Annotated in this window: 18 protein-coding genes; 8 read left to right on the top strand and 10 right to left on the bottom strand. The window is 64.9% G+C overall.

All coding sequences use genetic code 11. The features are described from left to right. From J6525_RS13780 to metF, 4 genes are all read right to left on the bottom strand, one after another. The coding region (locus J6525_RS13780) for a helix-turn-helix domain-containing protein (RefSeq protein WP_225645055.1) at positions 1-207 on the bottom strand (207 nt) is incomplete at its 3' end. A gap of 251 nt (positions 208-458) precedes the next feature. Continuing rightward, entirely contained in the window at positions 459-1,118 is a 660-nt protein-coding gene (gene maiA / locus J6525_RS13785; RefSeq protein ID WP_225645057.1) for a maleylacetoacetate isomerase, read from the bottom strand. A gap of 381 nt (positions 1,119-1,499) precedes the next feature. Further along, positions 1,500-5,354, bottom strand: a complete 3,855-nt coding sequence (gene metH / locus J6525_RS13790; protein ID WP_225645059.1) for a methionine synthase — start codon at positions 5,352-5,354, stop codon at positions 1,500-1,502. A 3-nt stretch (positions 5,355-5,357) separates the two neighbouring features. Then, positions 5,358-6,272: a methylenetetrahydrofolate reductase [NAD(P)H] gene (gene metF / locus J6525_RS13795; RefSeq protein WP_225645060.1), complete on the bottom strand. Its 915-nt coding sequence runs from the start codon at positions 6,270-6,272 to the stop codon at positions 5,358-5,360. Between the two features lie 389 nt (positions 6,273-6,661). Between metF and J6525_RS13800 the strand changes: the two genes are divergently transcribed. After that, entirely contained in the window at positions 6,662-7,681 is a 1,020-nt protein-coding gene (locus J6525_RS13800) for an LLM class flavin-dependent oxidoreductase (RefSeq protein WP_225645062.1), read from the top strand. A gap of 108 nt (positions 7,682-7,789) precedes the next feature. Here J6525_RS13800 and J6525_RS13805 read toward each other — a convergent pair whose 3' ends face one another. Together J6525_RS13805 and J6525_RS13810 are read right to left on the bottom strand one after the other, a co-directional pair. Continuing rightward, complete coding sequence (locus J6525_RS13805; protein WP_092086664.1) at positions 7,790-8,650, bottom strand: prephenate dehydratase; 861 nt, start codon at positions 8,648-8,650, stop codon at positions 7,790-7,792. Between the two features lie 21 nt (positions 8,651-8,671). Further along, entirely contained in the window at positions 8,672-9,412 is a 741-nt protein-coding gene (locus tag J6525_RS13810) for a 3-deoxy-manno-octulosonate cytidylyltransferase (RefSeq protein WP_225645064.1), read from the bottom strand. A gap of 200 nt (positions 9,413-9,612) precedes the next feature. Here J6525_RS13810 and J6525_RS13815 point away from each other — a divergent pair, with 200 nt between their 5' ends. The 6 genes from J6525_RS13815 to J6525_RS13840 all read left to right on the top strand — a co-directional run bounded on the left by J6525_RS13815 (position 9,613) and on the right by J6525_RS13840 (position 18,093). Beyond that, a complete protein-coding gene (locus J6525_RS13815) occupies positions 9,613-10,161 on the top strand; it encodes a c-type cytochrome (RefSeq protein ID WP_028342300.1) in 549 nt (182 codons plus the stop codon). A 263-nt stretch (positions 10,162-10,424) separates the two neighbouring features. After that, on the top strand, positions 10,425-12,281 hold the full coding sequence (locus tag J6525_RS13820) for an extracellular solute-binding protein (RefSeq protein ID WP_092086658.1): 1,857 nt from the start codon (positions 10,425-10,427) through the stop codon (positions 12,279-12,281). A 17-nt stretch (positions 12,282-12,298) separates the two neighbouring features. Beyond that, a complete protein-coding gene (locus J6525_RS13825; RefSeq protein WP_225645066.1) occupies positions 12,299-14,167 on the top strand; it encodes an extracellular solute-binding protein in 1,869 nt (622 codons plus the stop codon). A gap of 3 nt (positions 14,168-14,170) precedes the next feature. After that, positions 14,171-15,280 carry a microcin C ABC transporter permease YejB gene (locus J6525_RS13830; RefSeq protein ID WP_092086652.1) on the top strand — a complete coding sequence of 370 codons (1,110 nt, stop codon included), beginning with the start codon at positions 14,171-14,173 and terminating at the stop codon, positions 15,278-15,280. Further along, positions 15,280-16,464 (top strand): ABC transporter permease, encoded by a 1,185-nt coding sequence (locus J6525_RS13835; RefSeq protein ID WP_225645068.1) that lies wholly within the window; start codon positions 15,280-15,282, stop codon positions 16,462-16,464. Before J6525_RS13830 ends, J6525_RS13835 begins: the two co-directional genes overlap by 1 nt. A gap of 3 nt (positions 16,465-16,467) precedes the next feature. Beyond that, positions 16,468-18,093, top strand: a complete 1,626-nt coding sequence (locus J6525_RS13840) for an ABC transporter ATP-binding protein (RefSeq protein ID WP_225645070.1) — start codon at positions 16,468-16,470, stop codon at positions 18,091-18,093. 104 nt (positions 18,094-18,197) lie between these two features. Here J6525_RS13840 and J6525_RS13845 read toward each other — a convergent pair whose 3' ends face one another. Next, positions 18,198-19,040, bottom strand: coding sequence for a C40 family peptidase (locus J6525_RS13845; RefSeq protein ID WP_225645072.1), 843 nt, complete (start codon positions 19,038-19,040; stop codon positions 18,198-18,200). Then, a complete protein-coding gene (locus J6525_RS13850; RefSeq protein ID WP_225645074.1) occupies positions 19,033-20,412 on the bottom strand; it encodes a leucyl aminopeptidase family protein in 1,380 nt (459 codons plus the stop codon). The genes J6525_RS13845 and J6525_RS13850 overlap by 8 nt, the downstream gene beginning before the upstream one ends. A 207-nt stretch (positions 20,413-20,619) precedes the next feature. On the opposite strand from J6525_RS13850, the gene J6525_RS13855 reads away from it, so the two are divergent. Next, positions 20,620-21,417, top strand: a complete 798-nt coding sequence (locus J6525_RS13855; RefSeq protein ID WP_225645076.1) for a tetratricopeptide repeat protein — start codon at positions 20,620-20,622, stop codon at positions 21,415-21,417. A 173-nt stretch (positions 21,418-21,590) separates the two neighbouring features. Here the strand turns inward: J6525_RS13855 and J6525_RS13860 are convergent, their stop codons facing one another. Both J6525_RS13860 and J6525_RS13865 read right to left on the bottom strand, forming a co-directional pair. Beyond that, positions 21,591-22,565, bottom strand: a complete 975-nt coding sequence (locus J6525_RS13860) for a type II secretion system F family protein (protein WP_225161343.1) — start codon at positions 22,563-22,565, stop codon at positions 21,591-21,593. 9 nt (positions 22,566-22,574) lie between these two features. After that, the gene (locus J6525_RS13865) at positions 22,575-23,552 is read right to left on the bottom strand and encodes a type II secretion system F family protein (RefSeq protein ID WP_092086635.1); all 978 of its coding nucleotides are present in this window, start codon (positions 23,550-23,552) and stop codon (positions 22,575-22,577) included. Positions 23,553-23,562: the final 10 nt, after the last annotated feature.

Below are 23,562 nucleotides of genomic sequence, written 5' to 3' on the forward strand. Positions count from 1 at the left end.
CCTTTCTTCAACCGCGGAGAGGCTGGTCGTGAGGTTCTTCGGCCGGTGCGAGCGGTCTTCGACCGTCGTGCGGCTGCGCCAGCGATAAATCGTGGTCTCGCTGACCCCCAATTCGGCCGCCAACTGAGCGACCGACTTCCGGCTGCGCTGGATGTAGGCACGTGTCTTCGGCGTCGTCGTGGCGTTCGCGTGCAAGCTCAGTTCCATGACACGAGGCGCTCCCTAACAAAGGCCACGCCTCGTTCTACACCGATTCCATCCAACCAATCTGCAGGGACCAAACACGAAAGCAGGGACCCATAACCACCGATGGTCATTGTTGAGCAGTGCTGCAACGACGGGTCCCGTTCTCAACACCCGCCGCGGCGTATGGGTCCTGGCCTTCGCCGGGACGACGGTCGAGAGAGAACCGCGCACACGTTTGCGTCTCTGCCCGTCCTTTGCAGCGCGTCCGCAAACTACTTCGCCCGCATCGCTTCCGGCGTATCCGGCTGCGCGGACGGATGCGCCTTGGCGAATTCCGGCAGCGCCATGGCCGTCTCGTGGATGCGCTTCACGGTCGGCCAGGGCGACAGGCTGATCTGCTGGTTGATCGCCGCCGTGACATGGCCGACCAGGCAGATGTCGGCAAGGGTGGGCGCATCGCCGTGACAGAACCGGCCGGTCGCCTTGTGGCCGGCGAGGTGGCCCTCGAGCGCCGCCAGCGTCTCGACCGTCCAGTGTCGTCGCCACGCGTTCTGCTGGCTGTCGCGCAGATCGAGCTCGCGGTCGAGATAGCGCCGCACCCGCGGCGTCAGCAGCGGATGGCCCTCGCAGGCGACGATTAGCGCAAGCCCGCGCACGCGGGCGCGGCCGAGCGCATCCGCCGGCAGCAGCGGCGGCGTCGGAAAAGTCTCGTCGAGCCAGTCGATGATCGCGAGCGACTGGAACAGCACCGTGCCGTCGTCGGTCACCAGCGCCGGCAGCGCCATCTGCGGATTGATCTTGCGATAGGCATCGGTGCGATGCGCGTCCGCATCGAGATCGACGAAGACGACGTCGGCGGCCACGCCCTTGAGGCTGAGCGCAATCCGCACCCGAAAGCTCGCCAGCGAGCGCCAGAAGGAGAAGAACTGCATGGAGTGCACCCCGCATTTCTTCCCCTCTCCCCTTGTGGGAGAGGGTGGACGCGATGCAAGGCATCGCGGACGGGTGAGGGGTCTGTCTCCGCGGATAGAGACCCCTCATCCGTCGCGGACTTTGTCCGCGACACCTTCTCCCACAAGGGGAGAAGGGAAGAAAGGTCTATCCAGACCCGTAGCCCGGATGAAGCGCAAGCGAAATCCGGGGCCGGTCCGTCGTTCCGTTGCAGTCTATCCCGGATTACGCTTCGCTGCATCCGGGCTACGGCACTCCAATACGTCATGCCCGGGCTTGACCCGGGCATCCATCAATCTTCGGAAGTGTTTTTGAAGATGGATCGCCGGGTCAAGCCCGGCGATGACACGTGTCGAGGAGGCCTACCCAGCCCCCACCTTCTTCTTGCGCCAGGCGAGATGCACGGCGCAGGTGCAGCCCTGCGGATGCGAGGCCAGCTCCGCGTCGTTGGCGGGCGTCGCGGCGGGCGCGATCGCCGGTCCCTTGGCGCCGTCCTGCGCGGGGATGTAGTTCAAGACCGGCGCCAGCCAGCGCTCGATCTCGGCGACCGTCATGGCCTTACGCGCGGCGTAATCCTCGACCTGGTCGCGCTCGATCTTGCCGACGCCGAAGTAGAAGCTTTCGGGATGCGAGAAGTACAGGCCCGAGACCGACGAGCCCGGCCACATCGCAAAGCTCTCGGTCAGCTTCACGCCGGCGGTGTTCTCAGCGTCGAGCAGCGCGAACAGAGTCCGCTTCTCGGTGTGGTCGGGCTGCGCCGGATAGCCGGGCGCCGGGCGGATGCCGTCATATTTCTCGAGGATCAGTTCGTCCGCCGACCACGCCTCGTCGGGCGCATAGGCCCAGAACTCCTTGCGCACGCGCTGGTGCATGCGCTCGGCGAAGGCCTCCGCCAGGCGATCGGCCAGCGCCTTGCACAGGATCGAGGAGTAGTCGTCATTGGCGTTCTTGAAGCGGTCGGCGACCGCATCCTCGCCGATCCCCGCGGTGACGACGAAGCCGCCGATATAGTCGGCGATGCCGGTTTCCTTCGGCGCGATGAAATCGGACAGCGCGGCGTTGAAGCGGCCCTCGCGCTTCTCGAGCTGCTGGCGCAGCGTGTGGAAGGTCGCGATCTTCTGCTTCCGCGTCTCGTCGGCATAGACCTCGATGTCGTCGCCGACGGCGTTCGCCGGCCAGAAGCCGACGGTGGCGCGGGCGGTGAACCACTTCTCCTTGATGATGGTGTCCAGCATCTTGCGCGCGTCGGCATAGAGCGAGCGGGCGACCTCGCCGACCTTGGGGTCGTCGAGGATCGCCGGGAAGCGGCCGGTCAGCTCCCAGGTCTGGAAGAACGGCGTCCAGTCGATGTAGTCGGCGAGCTCGGCAAGATCGTAGGCGTCGAAGCTCTTCAGGCCGAAGAAAGCCGGCTTCTTCGGCGGCGCCGCGGCGAAGTCGATCGCGACCTTGTTGGCGCGGGCCTCGCCAAGCTTCAGCCGCTTCTTGTCGGCCTGGGCGCGGAAATGCGCCGTCGAGATTTTTGCGTATTCGGCCCGCACCTCGGCGGCGTAGGCCTGCTTCTTCTCGGCCGACAGCAGCGAGGAAGCGACGCCGACCGCGCGGCTCGCATCGTTGACATGCACGACCGGGCCGCCCGGATAGTTCGGGTCGATCTTCACGGCGGTGTGCACGCGGCTCGTGGTGGCGCCGCCGATCAAAAGCGGCAGATTCATGCCCTGCCGTTGCAGCTCGCCGGCGAGGAAGCTCATCTCGTCGAGCGAGGGCGTGATCAGGCCGGACAGGCCGATGATGTCGGCGCCCTCGGCCTTCGCGGTCTCGATGATCTTGTTGGCGGGCACCATGACGCCGAGGTCGATGACCTCGAAATTGTTGCACTGGAGCACGATGCCGACGATGTTCTTGCCGATGTCGTGGACGTCGCCCTTCACCGTCGCGAGCACGATCTTGCCCGCGGCGTTGCGGCCACCGGTGATGCCGTTGGCGAGATTGCGGGCCTTCTCCTCCTCCATGAACGGCATCAGATAGGCGACCGCCTGTTTCATCACGCGGGCCGACTTCACGACCTGCGGCAGGAACATCTTGCCGTCGCCGAACAGGTCGCCGACCACGTTCATGCCGGCCATCAGCGGGCCCTCGATGACGTCGAGCGGACGGGACGCGTTCTGGCGGGCGGCCTCGGTATCCTGCTCGATGAACTCGGTGATGCCGTGCACCAACGCGTGCGACAGCCGCTTCTCGACCGGCCATTCGCGCCAGGCGAGATCTTGCTCCTTGGTCTGCTTCTCCTTGCCCCGGAATTTCTCGGCCAGCGCCAAGAGCCGCTCGGAGGCGCCGGGGTCGCGGTTGAGGATGACGTCTTCGCAGGTCTGGCGCAGCTCGGGATCGATGTCGTCATAGACGATCATCTGCCCGGCATTGACGATGCCCATGTCCATGCCGGCATGGATCGCGTGATACAGGAACACCGAGTGCATCGCCTCGCGCACCGGCTCGTTGCCGCGGAACGAGAACGACAGGTTGGAGACGCCGCCGGAGATGTGGGCGCCCGGCAGGTTCGCCCGGATCCAGCGCGTCGCCTCGATGAAGTCGACGCCATAATTGTTGTGCTCCTCGAGGCCGGTCGCGATCGCAAAAATATTCGGATCGAAGATGATGTCCTCGGGCAGGAAGTCGAGCCGGCCGACCAGGATGTCGTAGGCGCGCTTGCTGATCTCGGTCTTGCGCTTGAACGTGTCGGCTTGGCCGGTTTCATCGAACGCCATCACCACCACGGCGGCGCCGTGGCGCTTGGCGACGGTCGCCTCGTGAATGAACTTCTCCTCGCCTTCCTTGAGCGAGATCGAGTTCACGATCGGCTTGCCCTGGATGCATTTCAGGCCGGCCTCGATGACGTGGAATTTCGAGGAATCGACCATCACGGGCACGCGCGCGATGTCGGGCTCGGCGGCGACGAGGTTGAGGAACGTCACCATCGCCGCTTCGGAATCGAGCAGGCCCTCGTCCATGTTGACGTCGATGACCTGGGCGCCGTTCTCGACCTGGTCGCGCGCGACCTGCAGCGCGGCGGTGTAATCGCCGGCGGTGATCAGCTTGCGGAAGCGTGCGGAGCCGGTGACGTTGGTGCGCTCGCCGACATTCACGAACGGGATGGCGTCGGTCAGCGTGAACGGCTCGAGGCCGGAGAGCCTGAGCCGCGGTGCGATCTCGGGCACCACGCGCGGCTTGTGCGGGGCGACGGCCTTGGCGATCGCGGCGATATGGTCGGGCGTGGTGCCGCAGCAGCCGCCGACGATGTTGACGAGGCCGGCGGCCGCGAACTCGCCGATCAGCCGCGCCATGTAGTCCGGCGTCTCGTCATACTGGCCGAATTCGTTGGGCAGGCCGGCGTTAGGATATGCGCAGACCAGCGTGTCGGCGACGCGGCCGATATCGGCGATATGCGCGCGCAGATCCTCGGCGCCGAGCGCGCAGTTGAAGCCGATCGTGATCGGCCTTGCGTGCCGCACCGAATGCCAGAACGCCTCCGGCAACTGGCCGGAGAGCAGGCGGCCGGACTTGTCGGTGATGGTGCCGGAAATCATCACGGGCACGTCGATGCCGCGCTCCTCGATGATCTCGGAAATCGCGTACAGCGCCGCCTTGGCGTTCAGCGTGTCGAAGATGGTCTCGACCAGCAGCAGGTCGGCGCCGCCGTCGAGCAGGCCCTTGGCCTGTTCGCCATAGGCCTTGCGCAGATCGTCGAAGGTCACCGCGCGATAGCCGGGATTGGAAACGTCGGGCGAGATCGAGGCGGTGCGGTTGGTCGGGCCGAGTGCGCCGGCGACAAAGCGCGGCTTGCCGTCCTCGGCGCTCACCCGCTCGGCGGCGGTGCGCGCCAGCCGGGCGCCCTGCAGGTTCAGCTCATAGGCGAGGTCCGACATGTCGTAGTCGGCCTGCGCGATCGAGGTCGAGGAGAAGGTGTTGGTCGCGACGATGTCGGCACCGGCGCGCAAATATGCGGCGTGGATGTCCGTGATCGCATCGGGCTGGGTCAGGATCAGCAGATCGTTGTTGCCCTTGATGTCGCGGTGGAAGTCCGCAAAGCGCGCGCCGCGGAACGCGGCTTCGTCGAACTGCAGGCCCTGGATCATCGTGCCCATGGCGCCGTCGAGCACCAGGATGCGCTCGCGCGCAGCCGCGAGCAAAGCGTTACGCTTGGGGGAAACGGGAACGGACATGTGTCAGGCAGCTTTCTGGGCACCGTTCGGCCGGATGCCGAGCAGGTGGCTGATCGCGAACACGAGGTCCGCGCGGTTCATGGTGTAGAAGTGGAAGGTGTCGACGCCGTGCTTGAACAGCTTCTGCACCTGGCCGGCGGCGACGGTAGCGGCGACCAGCTTGCGGGTCTCGGCGTCGTTGTCGAGGCCCTCGAATTTCTCGGCGAGCCAGTCCGGCACGCTGGTGCCGGCGCGCGTCACGAAATTGCGCGCCTGCTTGAAATTGTGCATCGGCATGATGCCCGGCACGATCGGAATCTCGATGCCGCGCGCGCGCACCCGGTCGACATAGCGGTGGTACAGGTCGTTGTCGAAGAACACCTGGGTGATCGCGCGCGTCGCGCCGGCGTCGACCTTGGCCCTCAGCGTGTCGATGTCGGCGTCGAAATCCTTCGCTTCCGGATGCTTCTCGGGATAGGCGGACACCGAGATCTCGATGTCGGCGTGGCGCCGCTTGATCCCGGCGACGAGTTCGGCCGAACTCTGGTAGCCGTCCGGATGGGTGAAGTAGGGCGTGCCGATGCCGCCGGGCGGATCGCCGCGCAGCGCGACGATGTGACGGACGCCGACCTCATGATAGCGGTCGACGATGTCGTCGATCTCGCCGCGCGAGGCGCTGACGCAGGTCAGATGCGCGGCCGGCAGCAGATCGGTCTCGCGCAGGATGCGTGTGATGGTCGAATGGGTGCGCTCGCGGGTCGAGCCGCCGGCGCCGTAAGTGACCGAGACGAAGTTCGGCGTCAGCGGCGCCAGGCGATTGATGGTCTCCCAGAGATTGCGCTCCATCTCCTCGGTCTTCGGCGGGAAGAACTCGAAGGAGATTTTCGGCGCTTTGGGCGCACGTGGTGCGTTCGGCACGGAGGAAATGGTCTCGGTCATGATACGCAAAGGCTCCGCAACTGGAGGGCAGACATCCGGCCTGGATATGAAGGCCCCAAGATAAGCCAAACGCGTCGAATCAAACAGCCCATCGGATATGGGAAATTGCCCATTCGTGGCGCAGATTCGGCAAAGATTGACTATCGTGGACGCTCGGTGGGCAACCCGTTGGTTTCGCGACGGTAGCATTAATGTATTGAAAATATTGATACAATAAGGATTCTGCAAGTGATTTGAGATCGAAATCGATTGTGGGTAGCTTGGTGCGTCAATGAACCGTCGTATATCGTCCCAAAATCAGCGGCTACCGACGCCGGCGTTCCGCCGCGGGACTGGTCTGCGTGGCCGGGGCCTTTGTCGCCTCGTGGCGCCACACTAGGTTGACGGCCATGATTCCGCTGTCCGTCCTCGACCTGTCGGTCGTCACCACCGGCACCAGGCCGGCTGTTGCGCTCCGCAACAGCATCGACCTGGCACGCCATGTCGATGGCCTTGGCTACGTCCGCTACTGGCTCGCCGAGCACCACAACCTGGCTTCCGTCGCGAGCCCGGCGCCCGATCTGATGATCGGGCAGATCGCGGCGGTGACGTCGCATATCCGTGTCGGTTCCGGCGGCGTGATGCTGCCCAACCACGCGCCGCTGGTCGTCGCCGAGCGCTTCAAGATGCTGGAGGCGTTGTTTCCCGGCCGCATCGATCTCGGCCTCGGCCGCGCGCCCGGCACCGACGGCGCCACCGCCTACGCACTGCGCAGCCGGCTCGATCGCCGCGAAGGCGATGATTTCCTCGAGCGGCTGCACGAGCTGACCTTGTGGGAGACGCGCGATTTCCCGCCCGGCCATCCCTACAACAATGTGGTGGCGATGCCGGATGATTCGCCGCTGCCGCCGATCTGGTTGCTCGGCTCGAGCGACTATTCCGCCGAACTCGCGGCCCAGGTCGGGATGGGCTTTGCATTCGCGCATCATTTTGCCACTCACGACGCAATTGCGGCGATGACCAACTACCGCGCGCATTTCAAGCCGTCGAACTGGCGCGCGACGCCGCAGGCGATTCTGGCGGTTGCGGTTGTTGCGGCGGAGACCGACGCTGGAGCCGAGCGGCTTGCGCTGTCGATGGATCTCAACCGGCTGCGTCGCGACCGCGGCCAGTATCTGCCGCTGCCTAGCGTCGAGGAGGCAGAGGCCTATCCCTACACCGACGCCGAGCGCGCCTCGATCGCGCGCAACCGCGCCCGCCTCTTCGTCGGCGGCCCCGCAACCGTGATGACGAAGCTGGAGCCGCTGATCGCGGCGACCCAGGCCGACGAGCTGATGGTGATATCAGCGGTCTACGACCATGCCGCGCGGAAGAAGTCGTACAGCCTGCTCGCCGAGGCGTTCGGGCTTGCGAAGAGGGCGGCGGCTTGACCCCGTCATTCCGGGGCGATGCGCAGCATCGAACCCGGAATCTCGAGATTCCCCGATGCGCAATTGCGCATCTGAGGTTCACGCTTCGCGTGCCCCGGAATGACTGCGTCAATCCTGCGTCTCGCTGAAGGTCGCGCGGAACGGATGGCCGGGATAGACGCCGACGATGCGGAATTCGCGCGAGAAGAATTTCAATTCCTCGATCGCGAAGGCGAGGCCGCGGTCATCGGGGTGACCGTCGACATCGGCATAGAATTGCGTGGCGAAGAAATTGCCGTCGACCATGTAGCTTTCGAGCTTGGTCATGTTGACGCCGTTGGTGGCAAAGCCGCCCAGCGCCTTGTACAGCGCGGCGGGCAAATTGCGCACCCGGAACACGAAAGTCGTGACCAGCGGCCCCGAACCCTGCGTGGCCCATTTGGCCTCGCGCGCCAGCACCACGAAGCGGGTGGTGTTGTGGGCCTCGTCCTCGATGTCCTCGGCGAGAATGTCGAGGCCGTAGATATCGGCGGCGAGGCGGGAGGCGATCGCCGCCACGCTCTTGTCGCCGCGCTCGGAGATGTCGCGGGCGCTGCCGGCGGTGTCGGCGGCGACGATCGGCTTGATGCCGAGCTTGCGGATGACGCGGCGGCACTGGCCGAGCGCGTGGACGTGGCTCTCCACGCTCTTGATGTCGGCGAGCTTGGTGCCCTTGATCGCCATCAGCTGGTGGCGGATCGGCAAGAACCATTCGCCGACGATGAACAGGCCCGAGGCGGGCAACAGATGATGGATGTCGGCGACGCGGCCGGCGACCGAATTCTCGATCGGGATCATGCCGAGATCGGCCTCGCCCGAGGAAATCGCGGCCAGCGCGTCCTCGAAGGTCGGGCAGGGCATCGGCTCGGCGTCGGGATAGGCCTCGACGATCGCGATATGGGAATTGGCGCCAGGCTCGCCCTGGAACGCGATTTTCAGCTTCTTGGTCATGGGTGGCCTTTTACCAGCCGGTCAGGCTTTGGAAAGTATTCTGCGGGCGGTTTCGAGATCGGCCGGGGTGTCGACGCCGCGCGGGACGGTATCGACGATGGTGACGTCGATCCGCATCCCGGCCTCCAGCGCGCGGAGTTGCTCGAGCTTTTCCTGCTGCTCCAGCGGCGAGGGCGGCAGCGCCACGAACCGCTCCAGCGCGGCGCGGCGGTAGGCGTAGAGGCCGATATGATGGTAGCGCGGCCCGTCGCCATAAGGCGCGGTGGCGCGGGTGAAATACAGCGCGCGCAACCGGTTCGGCCCGATCGGCGAGCCGACTGCCTTGACGACGCTGGGGGCCTGATCCTCCTCCTCGGTATGGATGCGCGAGGCCAGGGTCGAGATGTCGACTGCGGGATCGTCGAGCGCCGGCATCACGCTGCGGATGGTCTCGGGGCTGATGGTCGGGAAATCGCCCTGCAGATTGACCACGATCTCGGCATGGCCGCCGGGGTCGAGGGTCGTCATCGCTTCATAAATCCGGTCCGAGCCGGACGGATGGTCGGGACGGGTCATCACGACCTCGCCGCCGGCAGCCTTCACCGCCGCAGCGATCTCGGCCGTGTCGGTCGCAACCGCAACCCGGCCGATGCCCGCCGCCTCGGCCCGCCGCAGCACATGGACGATCATCGGCACGCCGGCGATCTCGAGGAGCGGCTTTCCCGGAAGGCGAGTGGCGGCCATGCGGGCCGGAATCAGCACCAAGGTACGGGGATCGGTCATTCGTGTCGGGGCCCGTCCGGCCTGCGGAAATTGCCGGGGAGGAGGTTGAATTCGGCGCGTTTATACGGGTTGCCAGAGCGCGGGCAAACCGATATCTCAACCCTGCTTGGGGCGGTGCGATAAGGCCGATTCCCAGGTCTTTCCCCGCGGCCGTATTCCCGGCCTGAAGTCGACATTCAAGGCCCGGAGCCTGACCCAAAATGGACTCCTTCGAACTCAACAAAATCCTCGGTGCGGTTCTCGGCACCTGCATCGTCGTCCTGGTGATGAGCTTTGCCGCCAGCGCGAAATTCGCGCCGAAGCTGCCGGAGAAGCCGGGTTTTGAGATCGCTGTGAAGGAAGAGTCCCATGGCGGTGGCGGCGAGGCCGCTGCGGCCGCATCCGAGCCGATCGAGAAGCTGCTGCAGACCGCGTCCGTCGAGAAGGGCGCCGCGGCCGCCAAGAAGTGCCAGGCCTGCCACACCTTCGAGAAGGGCGGTCCCAACCGCGTCGGTCCGAACCTGTTCGGCGTCGTCGGCGAGAAGAAGGGCGAGGGCCGTGGCTTCAATTTCTCGGCCGCGATGAAGGGCAAGGGCGGCGAATGGTCGTTCGACGACCTCAACAAGTTCCTGACCAACCCTAAAGGCTTCATCCCGGGCACCGCGATGGGCTTTGCCGGCGTGCCGAAGGACAGCGAGCGCGCCGACATCATCGCCTATCTGAATTCGAACTCGGAGCACCCGGCTCCGCTCCCGACCGCCTCGAAGTAACGATTTGCTTCGCGCAAGCATGCGGATGAAACGGCCAGGCAATGCCTGGCCGTTTTCGCATGGGGAATCCGCTGTCGCGGGGTTGTTATCGGGACGTTTCGCCGCACCGATATTGTTCCCGGGCCAATATCATGAGGAAAAAGCAACGTAATTTGTCGAACCGTTGCCTTATATTGGGTCCCATGTAAGCGGGGCCGCAAGCAGGAAGACCGAATTTGGCGATCACCCGACGACACCTCCTTCAAGGCAGTGCACTGGCGGCAATGGCTCCGGCGCTCGGACTCACCCCCGGCCTGTCGGCGATCACGCCGGCCTTCGCCGACGAAGCCCCCAACGGGCTGAAATGGCGGCACGGCCTCTCGACCTACGGCGAAATCAAATATCCCGCCGACTTCAAGCGCTACGACTACGTCAAGCCGGACGCGCCGAAGGGCGGCGTGGTGCGGCTGTTCCAGCCCGGCACCTATGACAGCTTCAACCTGGTCGTTGCGGGGTTGAAGGGCACGGTCGCCTCTTCCGTCACCCGCATCTACGATTCGCTGATGGAGGCCTCGCTCGACGAGCCCGATACGTATTACGGCGAGCTCGCCGAGGCTGCAGCCTTCCCCGACGATTTCTCCTACGTGATCTACCGCCTGCGGCCCGGCTCACGCTGGCACGACGGCAAGCCGGTCACGCCGGAGGACGTGATCTTCTCGTTCGAGGCGTGGAAGGCGAACAGCCCGATGTTCAGCGCCTACTACCGGCACATCGAAAAGGCCGAGAAGGTCGGCGATCGCGACATCAAGTTCACCTTCGACAGCCCGGGCAACCGCGAGCTGCCGATGATCACCGGCCAGCTCGTCATCCTACCCAAGCATTGGTGGGAAGGCACCGACGCGCAGGGCAAGAAGCGTGACATCACCGCGAGCACGCTGGAGCCGCCGCTTGGCTCGGGTCCCTACCGGATCAAGGAGTTCGTTGCCGGACGATCGGTGGTGCTCGAGCGCGTCAAGGACTACTGGGGCAAGGATATTCCGATCGCGATCGGACAGAACAATTTCGACGAGCTGCGCTACGAATATTTCCGCGACGACACCGTCGCGCGCGAGGCGCTGAAGGCCGACCAGTTCGATTGGTACGGCGAGCGCAGCGCGAAGGAGTGGGCGTCGGCCTACGACGTTCCGCCGGTGCGTGAGAAGCGGCTGCTCAAGGAGCTCTTCACCGTCCGCAATCAAGGCCGGATGCAGGGCTGGGTGTTCAACCTGAGGCGCCCGAAATTCGCCGACCCCAGACTGCGCCGCGCCTTCAACTACGCGTTCGATTTCGAAGAGATGAACCGCGTGCTTTCGACCGGCGACTATCATCGCGATTCAAGCTATTTCGACGGCATCCCCGATCTGATGGCGACCGGTCTGCCGGAAGGCAAGGAGCTCGAGATCCTGGAGACAGTGCGCGACAAGGTGCCGTCGGAAGTTTTCACGACGCCCTATAAGGATCCGGTCGGCGGCACACCGGAAAACGTGCGCGCCAATCTGCGCGAGGCGACGCGGCTGTTGAAGGAAGCCGGCTTCGAGATTCGCGACCGCAAGCTGGTCGATTCGTCCGGTCAGCCGTTCACGGTCGAGATACTCGGCAACAGCGGCGATTCCGGTATGGAGCGGATCGCACTGTTCTACAAGCCGAGCCTGGAGCGCCTCGGCATCACCGTTAATCTGCGCGCCGTCGACACGGTGCAGTATCAGAACCGGGTGCGCGATTTCGATTTCGAGATGGTCACCCAGGTCTGGGGACAATCGATCTCGCCCGGCAACGAGCAGCGCGACAATTTCGGTTCGCAGGCGGCCGACCGGCCCGGCTCGAACAATCTTCCCGGCATCAAGAATCCGGCGGTCGATGCCATCATCGAACGCATCATCTTCGCCACCAGCCGCGTCGATCAGGTCGCCGCCGCCAAGGCGCTGGATCGGGTCTTGCTCTGGAACTTCTATCTTGTTCCACACTTCAATTACGACAAGCAGCGCTATGTCTATTGGGATCGCTTCAGCCATCCCGACCCGCTGCCGAAATACGCTGTTTCGGGATTCCCAAATCTTTGGTGGTACGACGCCGACAAGGCGGCCAAGCTCAAGCGTTCATAAAACTCAAGGATCCGCGCATGGCGCTATTCTCCCGTCGGCACGCACTCGGTCTCGGCATCGGTGCGTTGAGTGCTGCAGGCTTGCGTGCTGCACCGGCGGTGGCCGACAACGGAACCGAGATGCACGGCATGTCGGTGTTCGGGGACCTGAAATATCCGGCGGATTTCAAGATCTTCGACTACGTCAATCCGAAAGCGCCGAAGGGCGGGGCGTTCTCAATGATCCCTTCGACCCGTGCCTACAACCAGTCCTTCTTTACGTTCAGTTCGTTCAACGCGTTCATCCTCAAGGGTGAAGGCGCGAAGGGCATGGAGATGACCTTCGATTCGTTGATGGCACGCGCGGGTGATGAGCCTGACGCGATGTACGGCCTGGCCGCAAGATCGGTCTCGATTTCTCCCGACAAGCTCACCTACCGCTTCACGATGCGGCCCGAGGCTCGCTTTCACGACGGCTCGAAGCTGACTGCGCAGGATGTCGCGTTCTCGCTCAATACGCTGAAGGAGAAGGGGCATCCGTTGATCGTGGTGCAACTGCGCGATTTCGTGAAGGCCGAGGCGCCCGACGACGGCACCGTCATCGTGACCTTCGCGCCTAATCGCGCGCGCGACGTGCCGCTTTATGTTGCGGGTCTGCCGATCTTCTCGAAGGCCTATTACGCGAAGCGGCAGTTTGATGAGTCCACGCTCGAAGTTCCGCTGGGCTCCGGGCCGTACACGGTCGGCAAGTTCGAGGTCAATCGTTACGTCGAGTATAACCGCCTCAAGGATTGGTGGGCAGCCGACTTGCCGGTCAATCGCGGCAGTTACAATTTCGACACCGTGCGCTACGAGTTCTACCGTGATCGCGATGTCGCGTTCGAAGGCTTCACAGGCAAAAATTATCTGTTTCGCGAGGAATTCACGTCCCGTGTCTGGGCGACGCGGTACGATTTCCCGGCTATCAAGGACGGGCGGGTCAAGCGCGAGACATTGCCGGACGAAACACCGTCCGGAGGGCAAGGTTGGTTCATTAACACCCGTCTCGACAAGTTCAAAGACCCGCGCGTTCGCGAAGCGCTAATCTATGCCTTCGATTTCGAATGGACCAACAAGACCATCATGTACGACGCTTACGCGCGCAGCGTCTCGCCTTTCCAGAATTCGGACATGGTGGCTAGTGGACTACCTTCGCCCGAGGAATTGAAACTGCTCGAACCATTCCGCGGCCAAGTGCCGGATGAGGTGTTCGGCGAGCCCTTTGTGCCGCCGGTGTCGGATGGATCGGGACAGGACCGCGCACTGCTGCGAAAGGCGACGCAGTTGCTCAACGATGCAGGATGCGTCGTCAAGGATGGCAAGCGGCGATTGCCTAACGGCGACCCGCTTACGATCGAGTTCGTGCTAGATGAGCCGACTTTCCAGCCGCATCACGCCAGCTTCATCAAGAATCTCAAGCCGCTTGGCATCGATGCCAACATCAGGCAGATCGACGCAGTGCAGTATCGTGCGCGTGTTGAGGCTTTCGATTTTGAGGTGACGACCCAGCGTATATCCATGTCGGCGACGCCGGGTGACAGCCTGAGGCCTTACTTCTCGTCCCAGGCTGCGACCACCAAGGGCTCCTACAATCTGGCGGGCGTTGCCAACCCGGCGATCGACGCATTGATCGAAAAAGCTATCGCTGCCGAGACGCGGGCGGACTTGACCTTTGCCTGCCGCGCGCTCGATCGCGTCTTCCGTGCCGGCCGCTATTGGGTGCCGCAATGGTATTCTAACAAGCACCGTGTCGCCTATTGGGACCAGTTCGGGCATCCGGAGAAGCCGGCGAAATATGCGGGCGTCGGCGCCCCGGAGAACTGGTGGTATGATGCGGCCAAGGCCGCGAAGCTCGAGCAGGCGAAGTAGCCGATGAGCGCCTATATCGCCCGACGTATCTTTCTGATGCTGCCGACGCTGCTTGGCATCCTGTTCGTCTCCTTCGTGGTCGTGCAGTTTGCTCCCGGCGGTCCGGTCGAGCGTGTCATCGCGCAGATCAACGGCGCCGACACCGGCGGCACGTCGCGCGTGTCGGGAGGCGGCGGCGATTTCGGCGCCCAGCGCGGCCAGGGCGCGGGCGCAGGCGCGGCCATCAACTCGAAATACCGCGGCGCGCAGGGGCTCGACCCAGATTTCATCAAGAAGCTCGAGGTGCAGTTCGGCTTCGACAAGCCGGCGCCGGAGCGGTTCGCGCTGATGGTCTGGAATTTCGCGCGGTTCGACTTCGGCAACAGCTATTTTCGCAGCGTCAGCGTGCTGCAGCTGATCAAGGAGAAGCTGCCGGTCTCGATGTCGCTCGGCATCTGGATGACGCTGCTGACCTATCTTATCTCGATCCCGCTCGGCATCCGCAAGGCGGTGCAGGACGGCTCGCGGTTCGATACCTGGACCTCGGCGGTGATCATCATCGGCTTTGCGATCCCGGGCTTCCTGTTCGCGATCCTCCTGATCGTGCTGTTTGCCGGCGGCTCGTTCCTCAACATCTTCCCGCTGCGCGGCCTGACCTCGGACGGCTGGTCGCAATTCCCCTGGTACTGGAAGATTATCGACTATTTCTGGCACCTGACGCTGCCGCTGGTGTCGATGGCGCTCGGCGCTTTCGCCACCATGACTTTGCTGACCAAGAACTCGTTCCTCGACGAGATCCGCAAGCAATATGTGATGACTGCGCGCGCCAAAGGCTGCAGCGAGAACCAGGTGCTGTACGGCCACATCTTCCGCAACGCCATGCTGATCGTGATCGCCGGTTTCCCGGGCGCCTTCATCCACGCGTTCTTCTCCGGTTCGCTGCTGATCGAAACCATCTTCTCGCTCGACGGGCTCGGCCTGCTCGGCTTTGAGAGCGTGTTGAACCGCGACTATCCGGTGGTGTTCGGCACGCTGTTCATCTTCTCGCTGGTCGGATTGGTGGTCAATCTGCTCTCCGATCTCGCCTATATGTGGATCGATCCCCGGATCGACTTTGAAGCGCGGGAGGTCTGATGACGATGCTCGCGCCCCAACCGGTCGAGACCTCGACGCAATCGCCGCTCGGCGAGGCGGTGCCCGCCACGCACCACGGCTTTTCGCCGTCGCCGCTGAACAGGCGCCGCTGGCAGAACTTCAAGGCCAATCGCCGCGGCTACTGGTCGTTCTGGATCTTCCTCGTGCTGTTCGTGGCGTCGCTGTTCGCCAATTTCATCGCCAACGACAAGCCGCTGGTCGTCAAATATGACGGCCGTCTCTACTGGCCGGTGATCTTCACCTATGCCGAGACCACCTTCGGCGGCGACTTCGAGACCGCGGCCGATTATCGCGATCCATACTTGCAGAAGCAGATCGCCGCCAAGGGCGGCAGCATGATCTGGCCGCCGATCCGTTACTCCTACGATAGCCGCAACCTCGACCCGCCGACGGCGGTGCCGTCGAAGCCGACCTGGCTCCTGACCGAAGAGCAGTGCAAGGACGTGGTGAAGCGGAAGGGACTGACCGGCTGCCGCGACCTCGAATACAACTGGCTCGGCACCGACGATCAGGGCCGCGACGTGGTTGCGCGGCTGATCTACGGCTTCCGCATCTCGGTGCTGTTCGGCCTGACGCTGACCATCCTGTCCTCGATCATCGGCATCGCCGCGGGCGGCGTGCAGGGCTATTTCGGCGGCCGGACCGATCTCATCTTCCAGCGGCTGATCGAGATCTGGACCGCCATCCCCTCGCTCTATCTGCTGTTGATCATCTCGGCGGTGCTGCCGCCGGGCTTCTTCATCCTGCTCGGCATCCTCCTGCTATTCTCGTGGGTCTCGCTGGTCGGCCTGGTGCGCGCCGAGTTCCTGCGCGGCCGCAATTTCGAATACATCCAGGCGGCGCGTGCGCTTGGCGTCTCCAACGGCGTGATCATGTTCCGCCATCTTCTGCCGAACGCGATGGTCGCGACCATGACCTTCCTGCCCTTCATCGTCTCGTCCTCGGTGATGACGCTGACGGCGCTGGATTTCCTCGGCTTCGGCCTGCCGCCCGGCTCGCCTTCGCTCGGCGAGCTGCTGTCGCAGGGCAAGGCCAATGTGCAGGCGCCGTGGCTCGGCCTCACCGGCTTCTTCTCGGTCGCGATCATGCTGTCGCTGCTGATCTTCATCGGCGAAGCCGCGCGCGACGCCTTCGATCCACGCAAGACGTTCTCGAAGGGCTGAGGCATGGACGCGATCAACCAGCCTTTGCTCGATGTCCGCGACCTCTCGGTCGCCTTCGGCCGCGCGCTTGCGGTCGACGGCATCTCGTTCTCGATCAAGCGCGGCGAGTGCGTCGCGCTGGTCGGCGAATCCGGCTCGGGAAAATCCGTCAGCGCGCTGTCGGTGCTGAAGCTGCTGCCCTATCCGACGGCCTCGCATCCCTCAGGCGCGATCCGCTTCCGCGGCCGCGACCTCCTGACCGCGTCCGATCGGGAGATGCGCGAGGTTCGCGGCAACGACATCTCGATCATCTTCCAGGAGCCGATGACCTCGCTCAATCCGCTCCAGACCATCGAGACCCAGATCGGCGAGATCCTGTCGCTGCACAGGGGCGTCAGTGGCGCGGCGGCGCGGGCGCGGACGCTGGAGCTATTGGGCCAGGTCGGTATCCCCGAGCCGGAGACCCGGCTCAAGAGCTATCCGCACCAATTGTCCGGCGGCCAGCGCCAGCGCGTGATGATCGCGATGGCGCTCGCCAACGAGCCCGATCTGTTGATCGCGGACGAGCCGACCACCGCGCTCGACGTCACCGTGCAGGCGCAGATCCTGGCGCTGCTGGCCGAGATCCGCGCGCGGCTCGGCATGAGCCTGTTGTTCATCACCCACGACCTCGGCATCGTCCGCCGCATCGCCGACACGGTCTGCGTGATGAACAACGGCAAGATCGTCGAGCAGGGGCCGGTCGAGCAGGTCTTCACCGCGCCGAAGCACGCCTATACCCAGGCGCTGCTCGCGGCCGAGCCGAAGCCCGATCCGGCGCCGCCGCAGCCGGGCGCAGAGGTCGTGATGTCGGCGGACAATCTCAAGGTCTGGTTTCCGATCAAGCGCGGGCTGCTGCGCTCGACCGTCGGCCACATCAAGGCGGTCGATGGCGTCAGTCTCGCGGTGCGCAAGGGCGAGACGCTCGGCGTGGTCGGCGAATCCGGCTCCGGCAAGACCACGCTCGGGCTCGCGCTGCTCCGGCTGATCTCGTCCGATGGTCCGATCGTATTCCTCGGCAACGACATCCAGGGCCTGCGCTTCAAGCAGATGCGGCCGTTCCGCCGCGACATGCAGATCGTGTTCCAGGACCCGTTCGGGTCGCTCAGCCCGCGCATGTCGGTGGCCGACATCATTGCCGAGGGCCTCGAGGTGCACCAGAAGCAGCTTTCGCGCGAGGAACGCGAGGCGCGGGTGATCAAGGCAATGAAGGATGTTGGGCTCGATCCCGACTGGCGCTTCCGCTATCCGCACGAATTCTCCGGCGGCCAGCGCCAGCGCATCTCGATCGCGCGCGCGGTCGTGCTGGAGCCGAACTTCGTCGTGCTGGACGAGCCGACCAGCGCGCTCGACATGCTGCTGCAGGCCCAGATGGTTGACCTGTTGCGCGACCTGCAGCGCAAGCGCGACCTCACCTACATGTTCATCTCGCACGATCTGCGCGTGGTCGCCTCGCTCGCGAGCCATCTGATCGTGATGAAATCGGGCAAGGTGGAGGAGGAGGGACCGGCCTCCGAACTGTTCAAGAATCCGAAGAGCGACTACACCCGCGCGCTGTTCGCCGCCGCATTCCGCATCGAAGCGGCCGGCGACGGTGCAGTGGCGACGTAGCGAGCTTCGTAGGATGGGTAGAGCGCAGCGAAACCCATCATTTTTTTCCGCGCGGTAGCAGCTTGATGGGTTTCGCTTCGCTCTACCCATCCTACGGCATCCCGTTAAAGCCGCTTGACCGCCAGCACGTCGCTGCCGGCCGCTCTGATCCTCGCGATCGCGGCCTGCGTGTTCTCCACCACCGTTGCCATGTGATGCGCGTTGGCGTGCACGATCGTTGTCGCGTCGCGCACGATGGCGACATGGCCCTTCCAGAACATCAGGTCGCCGCGCTGCAGCTGCTTGGATTCCGCGGTCGTCAATTCGCGGCCGAGGCCTTCCTGCTGCATGTCGCTGTCGCGCGGGCAGCCGGTGCCGGCGGCGGTCAGCGCGATCTGCACCAGGCCAGAGCAATCGATCCCGAGGCTCGATTTGCCGCCCCACAGATAGGGTGAGCCGACGAATTGCTCGGCGATCGCAACGAAATCACCTGCCATCGTGTCGAGCGGCGCGAGATGCTGGCGTGGCAGATGCCAGCCCTCGCGGGTCACCGCGAACGCACCGTCCTCGCGGACGATGGCGAGCTTTGTCCCCATCGCCAGTGCCTCGACCGGCGGCAGCTTGATCGACGGGCCCGGAAACGCCAGCGTGCGCAGCGCCGTGACCTTGTGCGTCGGGGCGGCGCCGGGCTTGGCCAGCGCGGCCTCGGGAATCCAGCCGACATAGCCGTCATCGGCGAGCTGGCCCCAGGCCCAGCCTTCGCCGTTGCGATCGTACACCGTGACGCGCTCGCCCCGGAGCGCCTGCGTCATCTGTTCGGCATCGCTCGCCGGCGCCTGGCGTAGCGGCGCGATGGCCTCGCCGACCTCGAGCACTTCGCCTTCGACGAAGCGCAACGCCTTGACCTTGCCCTCCAGATACTTCGCCGCGAGGTCGTCGCGGGCCGGCGTCAGACGGGGGTCATGCATAGCGCTGGCTCAGGAATTTGTAGATCGCGCGCGCCGCCTGGCACTCGCCGCCTTCGGGACGGCCGGGCTTTGCCGACGGCGTCCAGCCGTAGATGTCGACGTGCAGCCAGCTCCTCGCGTGCTCGACGAAGCGCTGCAGGAACAGCGCGCAGGTGATCGAGCCCGCGAAACCGCCTGACGGTGCGTTGGTGATGTCGGCGGTCTTGGAGTCGAGCCAGGCGTCGTAGGCCGGCCACAGCGGCATCCGCCACAACGGGTCATTCTCGCTCTTCGCACAAGATGCGACGTCGCCGGCGAGCGCCTCGTCATTGGTGTAGAACGGCGGCAGATCCGGGCCCAGCGCCACCCGCGCGGCGCCGGTCAGCGTGCCCAGGTCGACCAAAAGATCGGGCGTCTCCTCGTCGGCGAGCGCCAGCGCGTCGGCGAGCACCAGCCGCCCTTCGGCGTCGGTGTTGCCGATCTCGACGGTGATGCCCTTGCGCGACTTGAAGATGTCGAGCGGGCGGAACGCGTTGCCGGCAACCGCGTTCTCGACCGCCGGGATCAGCACGCGCAGCCGCAGCTTGAGCTTCGCGTCCATCACCATCTGGGCCAGCGCCAGCACGTTGGCGGCGCCGCCCATGTCCTTCTTCATGATGAGCATGCCGCTCGAAGGCTTGAGATCGAGCCCGCCGGTGTCGAAGCAGACGCCCTTGCCGACCAGCGTCACCTTCGGATGGGCGGGGTCGCCCCAGCTCAGCTCGATCAATCGCGGCGGCCGCGTCGACGCCATGCCGACGGCGTGGATCAGCGGGAAGTTCTGCGCGAGCTCGTCGCCGTCGACGCAATTGAAGGCAGCACCGAACCGCGTCGCGAGGTCGCGCGCCACCTCGGCGAGCTCGGCCGGTCCCATGTCGTTGGACGGCGTGTTGATGAGGTCGCGCGCCAGCGCCGCGGCATCCGCCATCCGGGTGATCTCCGCCGTGTCGACGCCGTCGGGCGGTACCAGGCGGACCTCGGGGACCTTGTTGGCGCGATAGCGGCCGAAGCGATAGCAGCCGAGCGCGAAGGCGAGTGCGGCAAGTCTGGTGTCGTGCGGCGCATTGGCGAAGCGGTAGACGCCCGGCGGCAGCAGGCCGGGCAGAGCGCCGGGCCGGAACGGATCGCGCGCCTTGTGGTCGGCGTCCTCGAGACCGAACAGCACCTGCGCGATGCCGCCGTCTGCCGCCGGCAGGACGAGCAATTTTCCCGCCTTGGCCACGAAGCCATTGGCCGCCGCGAACTGGCGCGCCGGCGCCGGCAGCTCGCCCTGAATCGCATCCCATGTCGCCTTGGTGACGAAGGTGATCGGCGTGGCGGCGGTCGTGGGCGCGGTCTCGAACACGGATGGCATGCGGCTCTCGGCTGTTCTGGCGTCGTTGGTGGGCTACTACACGCCTTTCGCCGCGGATGGTAGCGCGCCAACCGTTCACGCGACATGCAGGGCCGGAACCGGAGCGTCGGCTGCCGGCGACGCCAGTTAACCAGACGTTAGGGTTAACAGTCTATTGCTGGCACGCTCGGCTGGAACCGTTCGCCCGATTTCGTGAGTCACAGTGCCATGTGTCGACAGTCCAATCTGACCCGGCATCTCGCTTCCGCAGCCTTTCTGGCGGTCCTGGCCGCCGGGCTTGGCGGTTGCCAGACCATGTCCGACGTGGCGGGATCGATCACGTCCCGGTCCGATCCCACGCCCGATGATCCGCGCCGCGCCGTCGAGGCCTATGGCGAGCGCTATCGCAAGAATCCCAAGGATGTCGCCGCCGCGGTCGCCTACGGCCAGGCCCTGCGCATGACCGGCCAGCGCTCGCAGGCCTGCGCCGTGCTCGAGCAGGCCACGATCGCCAACCCCGGCAACAAGGCGCTGCTCGCCGCCTATGGCCGCGCGCTGGCCGACAACGGCAATTCGCAGGCTGCATTCGACGTGCTGAGCCGCGCGCACAGCCCGGACAATCCGGACTGGCGGATCCTGTCCGTGCAGGGCACCACGCTCGACAAGATGAACCGGCACGAGGAGGCGCGGCGCTATTACGCCAGTGCGCTCAGGCTGGCTCCGGACGAGCCGTCGGTGCTGTCCAATCTCGGCTTGTCCTACATGCTGACCAAGGATTTGCCGAAGGCGGAAGAGACGCTGCGCCAGGCCTATGCCAGCGCTCGCGCCGACACCCGGATCCGGCAGAACCTTGCGCTGGTCGTCGGCCTGCAGGGCCGCTTCGCGGAGGCGGAAACGATCGTCAAGGCCGACCTGCCGTCGGATGAGGCGGCGGCCAACGTCGCCTATCTCCGCGACATGCTCAACCGCAAGGACGGGCCGCGGACCGCGTCGCGTGCGGCGCCGGTCGTCGCCAAGGACGACTAAACCAAACGCGGCAGCTCCACCTCCCCTTGAAAAGGGGAGGTCGCTTTGCTCGTGAGAGCAAAGCGGGTAGGGATCATCTCTCCACGAGGAGCGGTGTCTGCGGCTGACCCCCATCCCGGCCTTCCCCCTTTCAGGGGGAAGGAGAGAGAGGCAGCCGGCGCAGGCGAGGCAACTCAATGCATCGTGGCGATCTTGATGTAGGACGGCCCGAGGATCACGATGAACAGGCAGGGCAGGAAGAACAGGATCATCGGCACCGTCAGCTTCGGCGGCAGTGCTGCGGCCTTCTTCTCGGCCTCGTTCATCCGCATGTCGCGGTTCTCCTGCGCCATCACGCGCAAGCTCTGGCCGAGCGGCGTGCCGTAGCGTTCGGATTGCTGCAAGGCCATGCACACCGACTTCACGCCTTCGAGGCCGGTGCGGCGCGCCAGGTTCTCGTAGGCGGTCTTGCGATCCTGCAAATAGGACAGTTCCGCGGTCGTCAGCGCAAACTCCTCCGACAGCGCGACCGATTGCCCGGCGATCTCGTTGGCCACTTTCCGGAACGCGACCTCGACCGACATGCCCGACTCGATGCAGATCAGCAGCAGATCGAGCGAATCCGGGAAGGCGCGCTTGATCTGGAGCTGACGCTTGGCGATCGCGTTCTTCAGGAACAGCATCGGCGCCTGCAGGCCGGCATAGGCCGCGCCGACGCAAATGCCGATCTTGAGCGTGAGCGACCAGTTCGCGCCGGCAATGAAGAACGTATAGATGATCGCGCCGAGCAGCATCACGATCGGCGTCACCGCGCGGGCGAACAGGAAGGTGACGTAGGGAGCGTGGCCGCGATAGCCCGCCATCACCAGCTTCTCGAGCGCCGCTTCCTGGGCCAGCCATTTGGTGAGGTTGAGATCGTCCACCACCCGGGAGACGACCTGCTTCGGCGACTGCCGCAGCGCCACCTTCTCGGTCTTGGACAGACGTTCGCGCTCGCGCTGCCGCAGACGCTCGCGCTCGCTGGCGACCGCCTTCATGCGCTTGTTGAGATCGCCGCCGGCGAGCAGCGGCATCACCAGCGTGTAGACCGTCGCGCTTGCCGCGAAGAAGGCAAGCAGCATGGTCATGAACCTGACGTCGTGGAGCTTGGCGACCAGAAAATCAATCATGCTGCACCGTCAGAAATCGAAATTGATCATCTTCTTCATCACCAGCACGCCCATCGACATCCAGATCGCGCAGGCGACCAGCATGAGCTGGCCCATCGAATTCGTCCACAGCAGGGCGATGTAGTCCGGCGTCGTCAGGAACACGAGGATCATGACGATCGGCGGCAGTGAGCCGATGATGGCGGCGGAGGCCTTCGCCTCCATCGACATCGCCTGGATCTTCTCGGCCATCTTCTTGCGGTCGCGCAGCACCCTCGACAGATTGCCGAGCGCTTCCGACAAATTGCCGCCGGACTTCTGCTGGATCGCGATCACGATGCCGAAGAAGTTGGCCTCCGGCAGCGGCATCCGCTCGTAGAGCCGGGAACAGGCTTCGCCGAGCGGCATGCCGATCGCCTGGGTTTCGATGATGGCGAGAAATTCGCTGCGCAGCGGCTCCGGCGCGTCGTTGACGACCGCCTTGAGCGATTCGAACAGTGGCAGGCCGGCCTTGATGCCGCGCACGATGACGTCGACGGCGTCAGGCAGTGCCTTCAGGAAAGCCTTTTCCCGCCGCTTCTTCAGGAAGCCAAGCAGCCAGCGCGGCGCGCCGAGACCCATGGCAAAGCCGATGCCTGCCGCGCCGAGCATGCCGCCGCCGGCCAGGAACGCCGCGCCAAACCCGAACAGGCCGAGAGCGCCGGAAATCATCCAGAACTTCTGCTCCGACCACCCCAGTCCAGCCTGCGAGATCCGCACGCCGAGCGGGACCCTCTTGTCCTTCTGTCGCCGCGCCTCGAGCTCCTTCAACGATCCTTCGACCTGCTCGCGGCGGGAGCGCTGCGTGCGGTCGGCATTTCGTGTCGTCGTGGGTTCGCTGCGCGCCACCGATGCGCGCCGGGACTCGGCCTTCTTCTCCCCCGAAAGGTAGGGGTACAGGAAGACCCAGGCGATGCCGCCCACCGTCGTGGCGGCGAGGAAGGCGAGAGCCAGAGTTTGCATTTGCATCCTGCGTTCC

It is taken from the genome of Bradyrhizobium australafricanum (genome assembly GCF_020329495.1).
Taxonomy (GTDB): domain Bacteria; phylum Pseudomonadota; class Alphaproteobacteria; order Rhizobiales; family Xanthobacteraceae; genus Bradyrhizobium; species Bradyrhizobium australafricanum.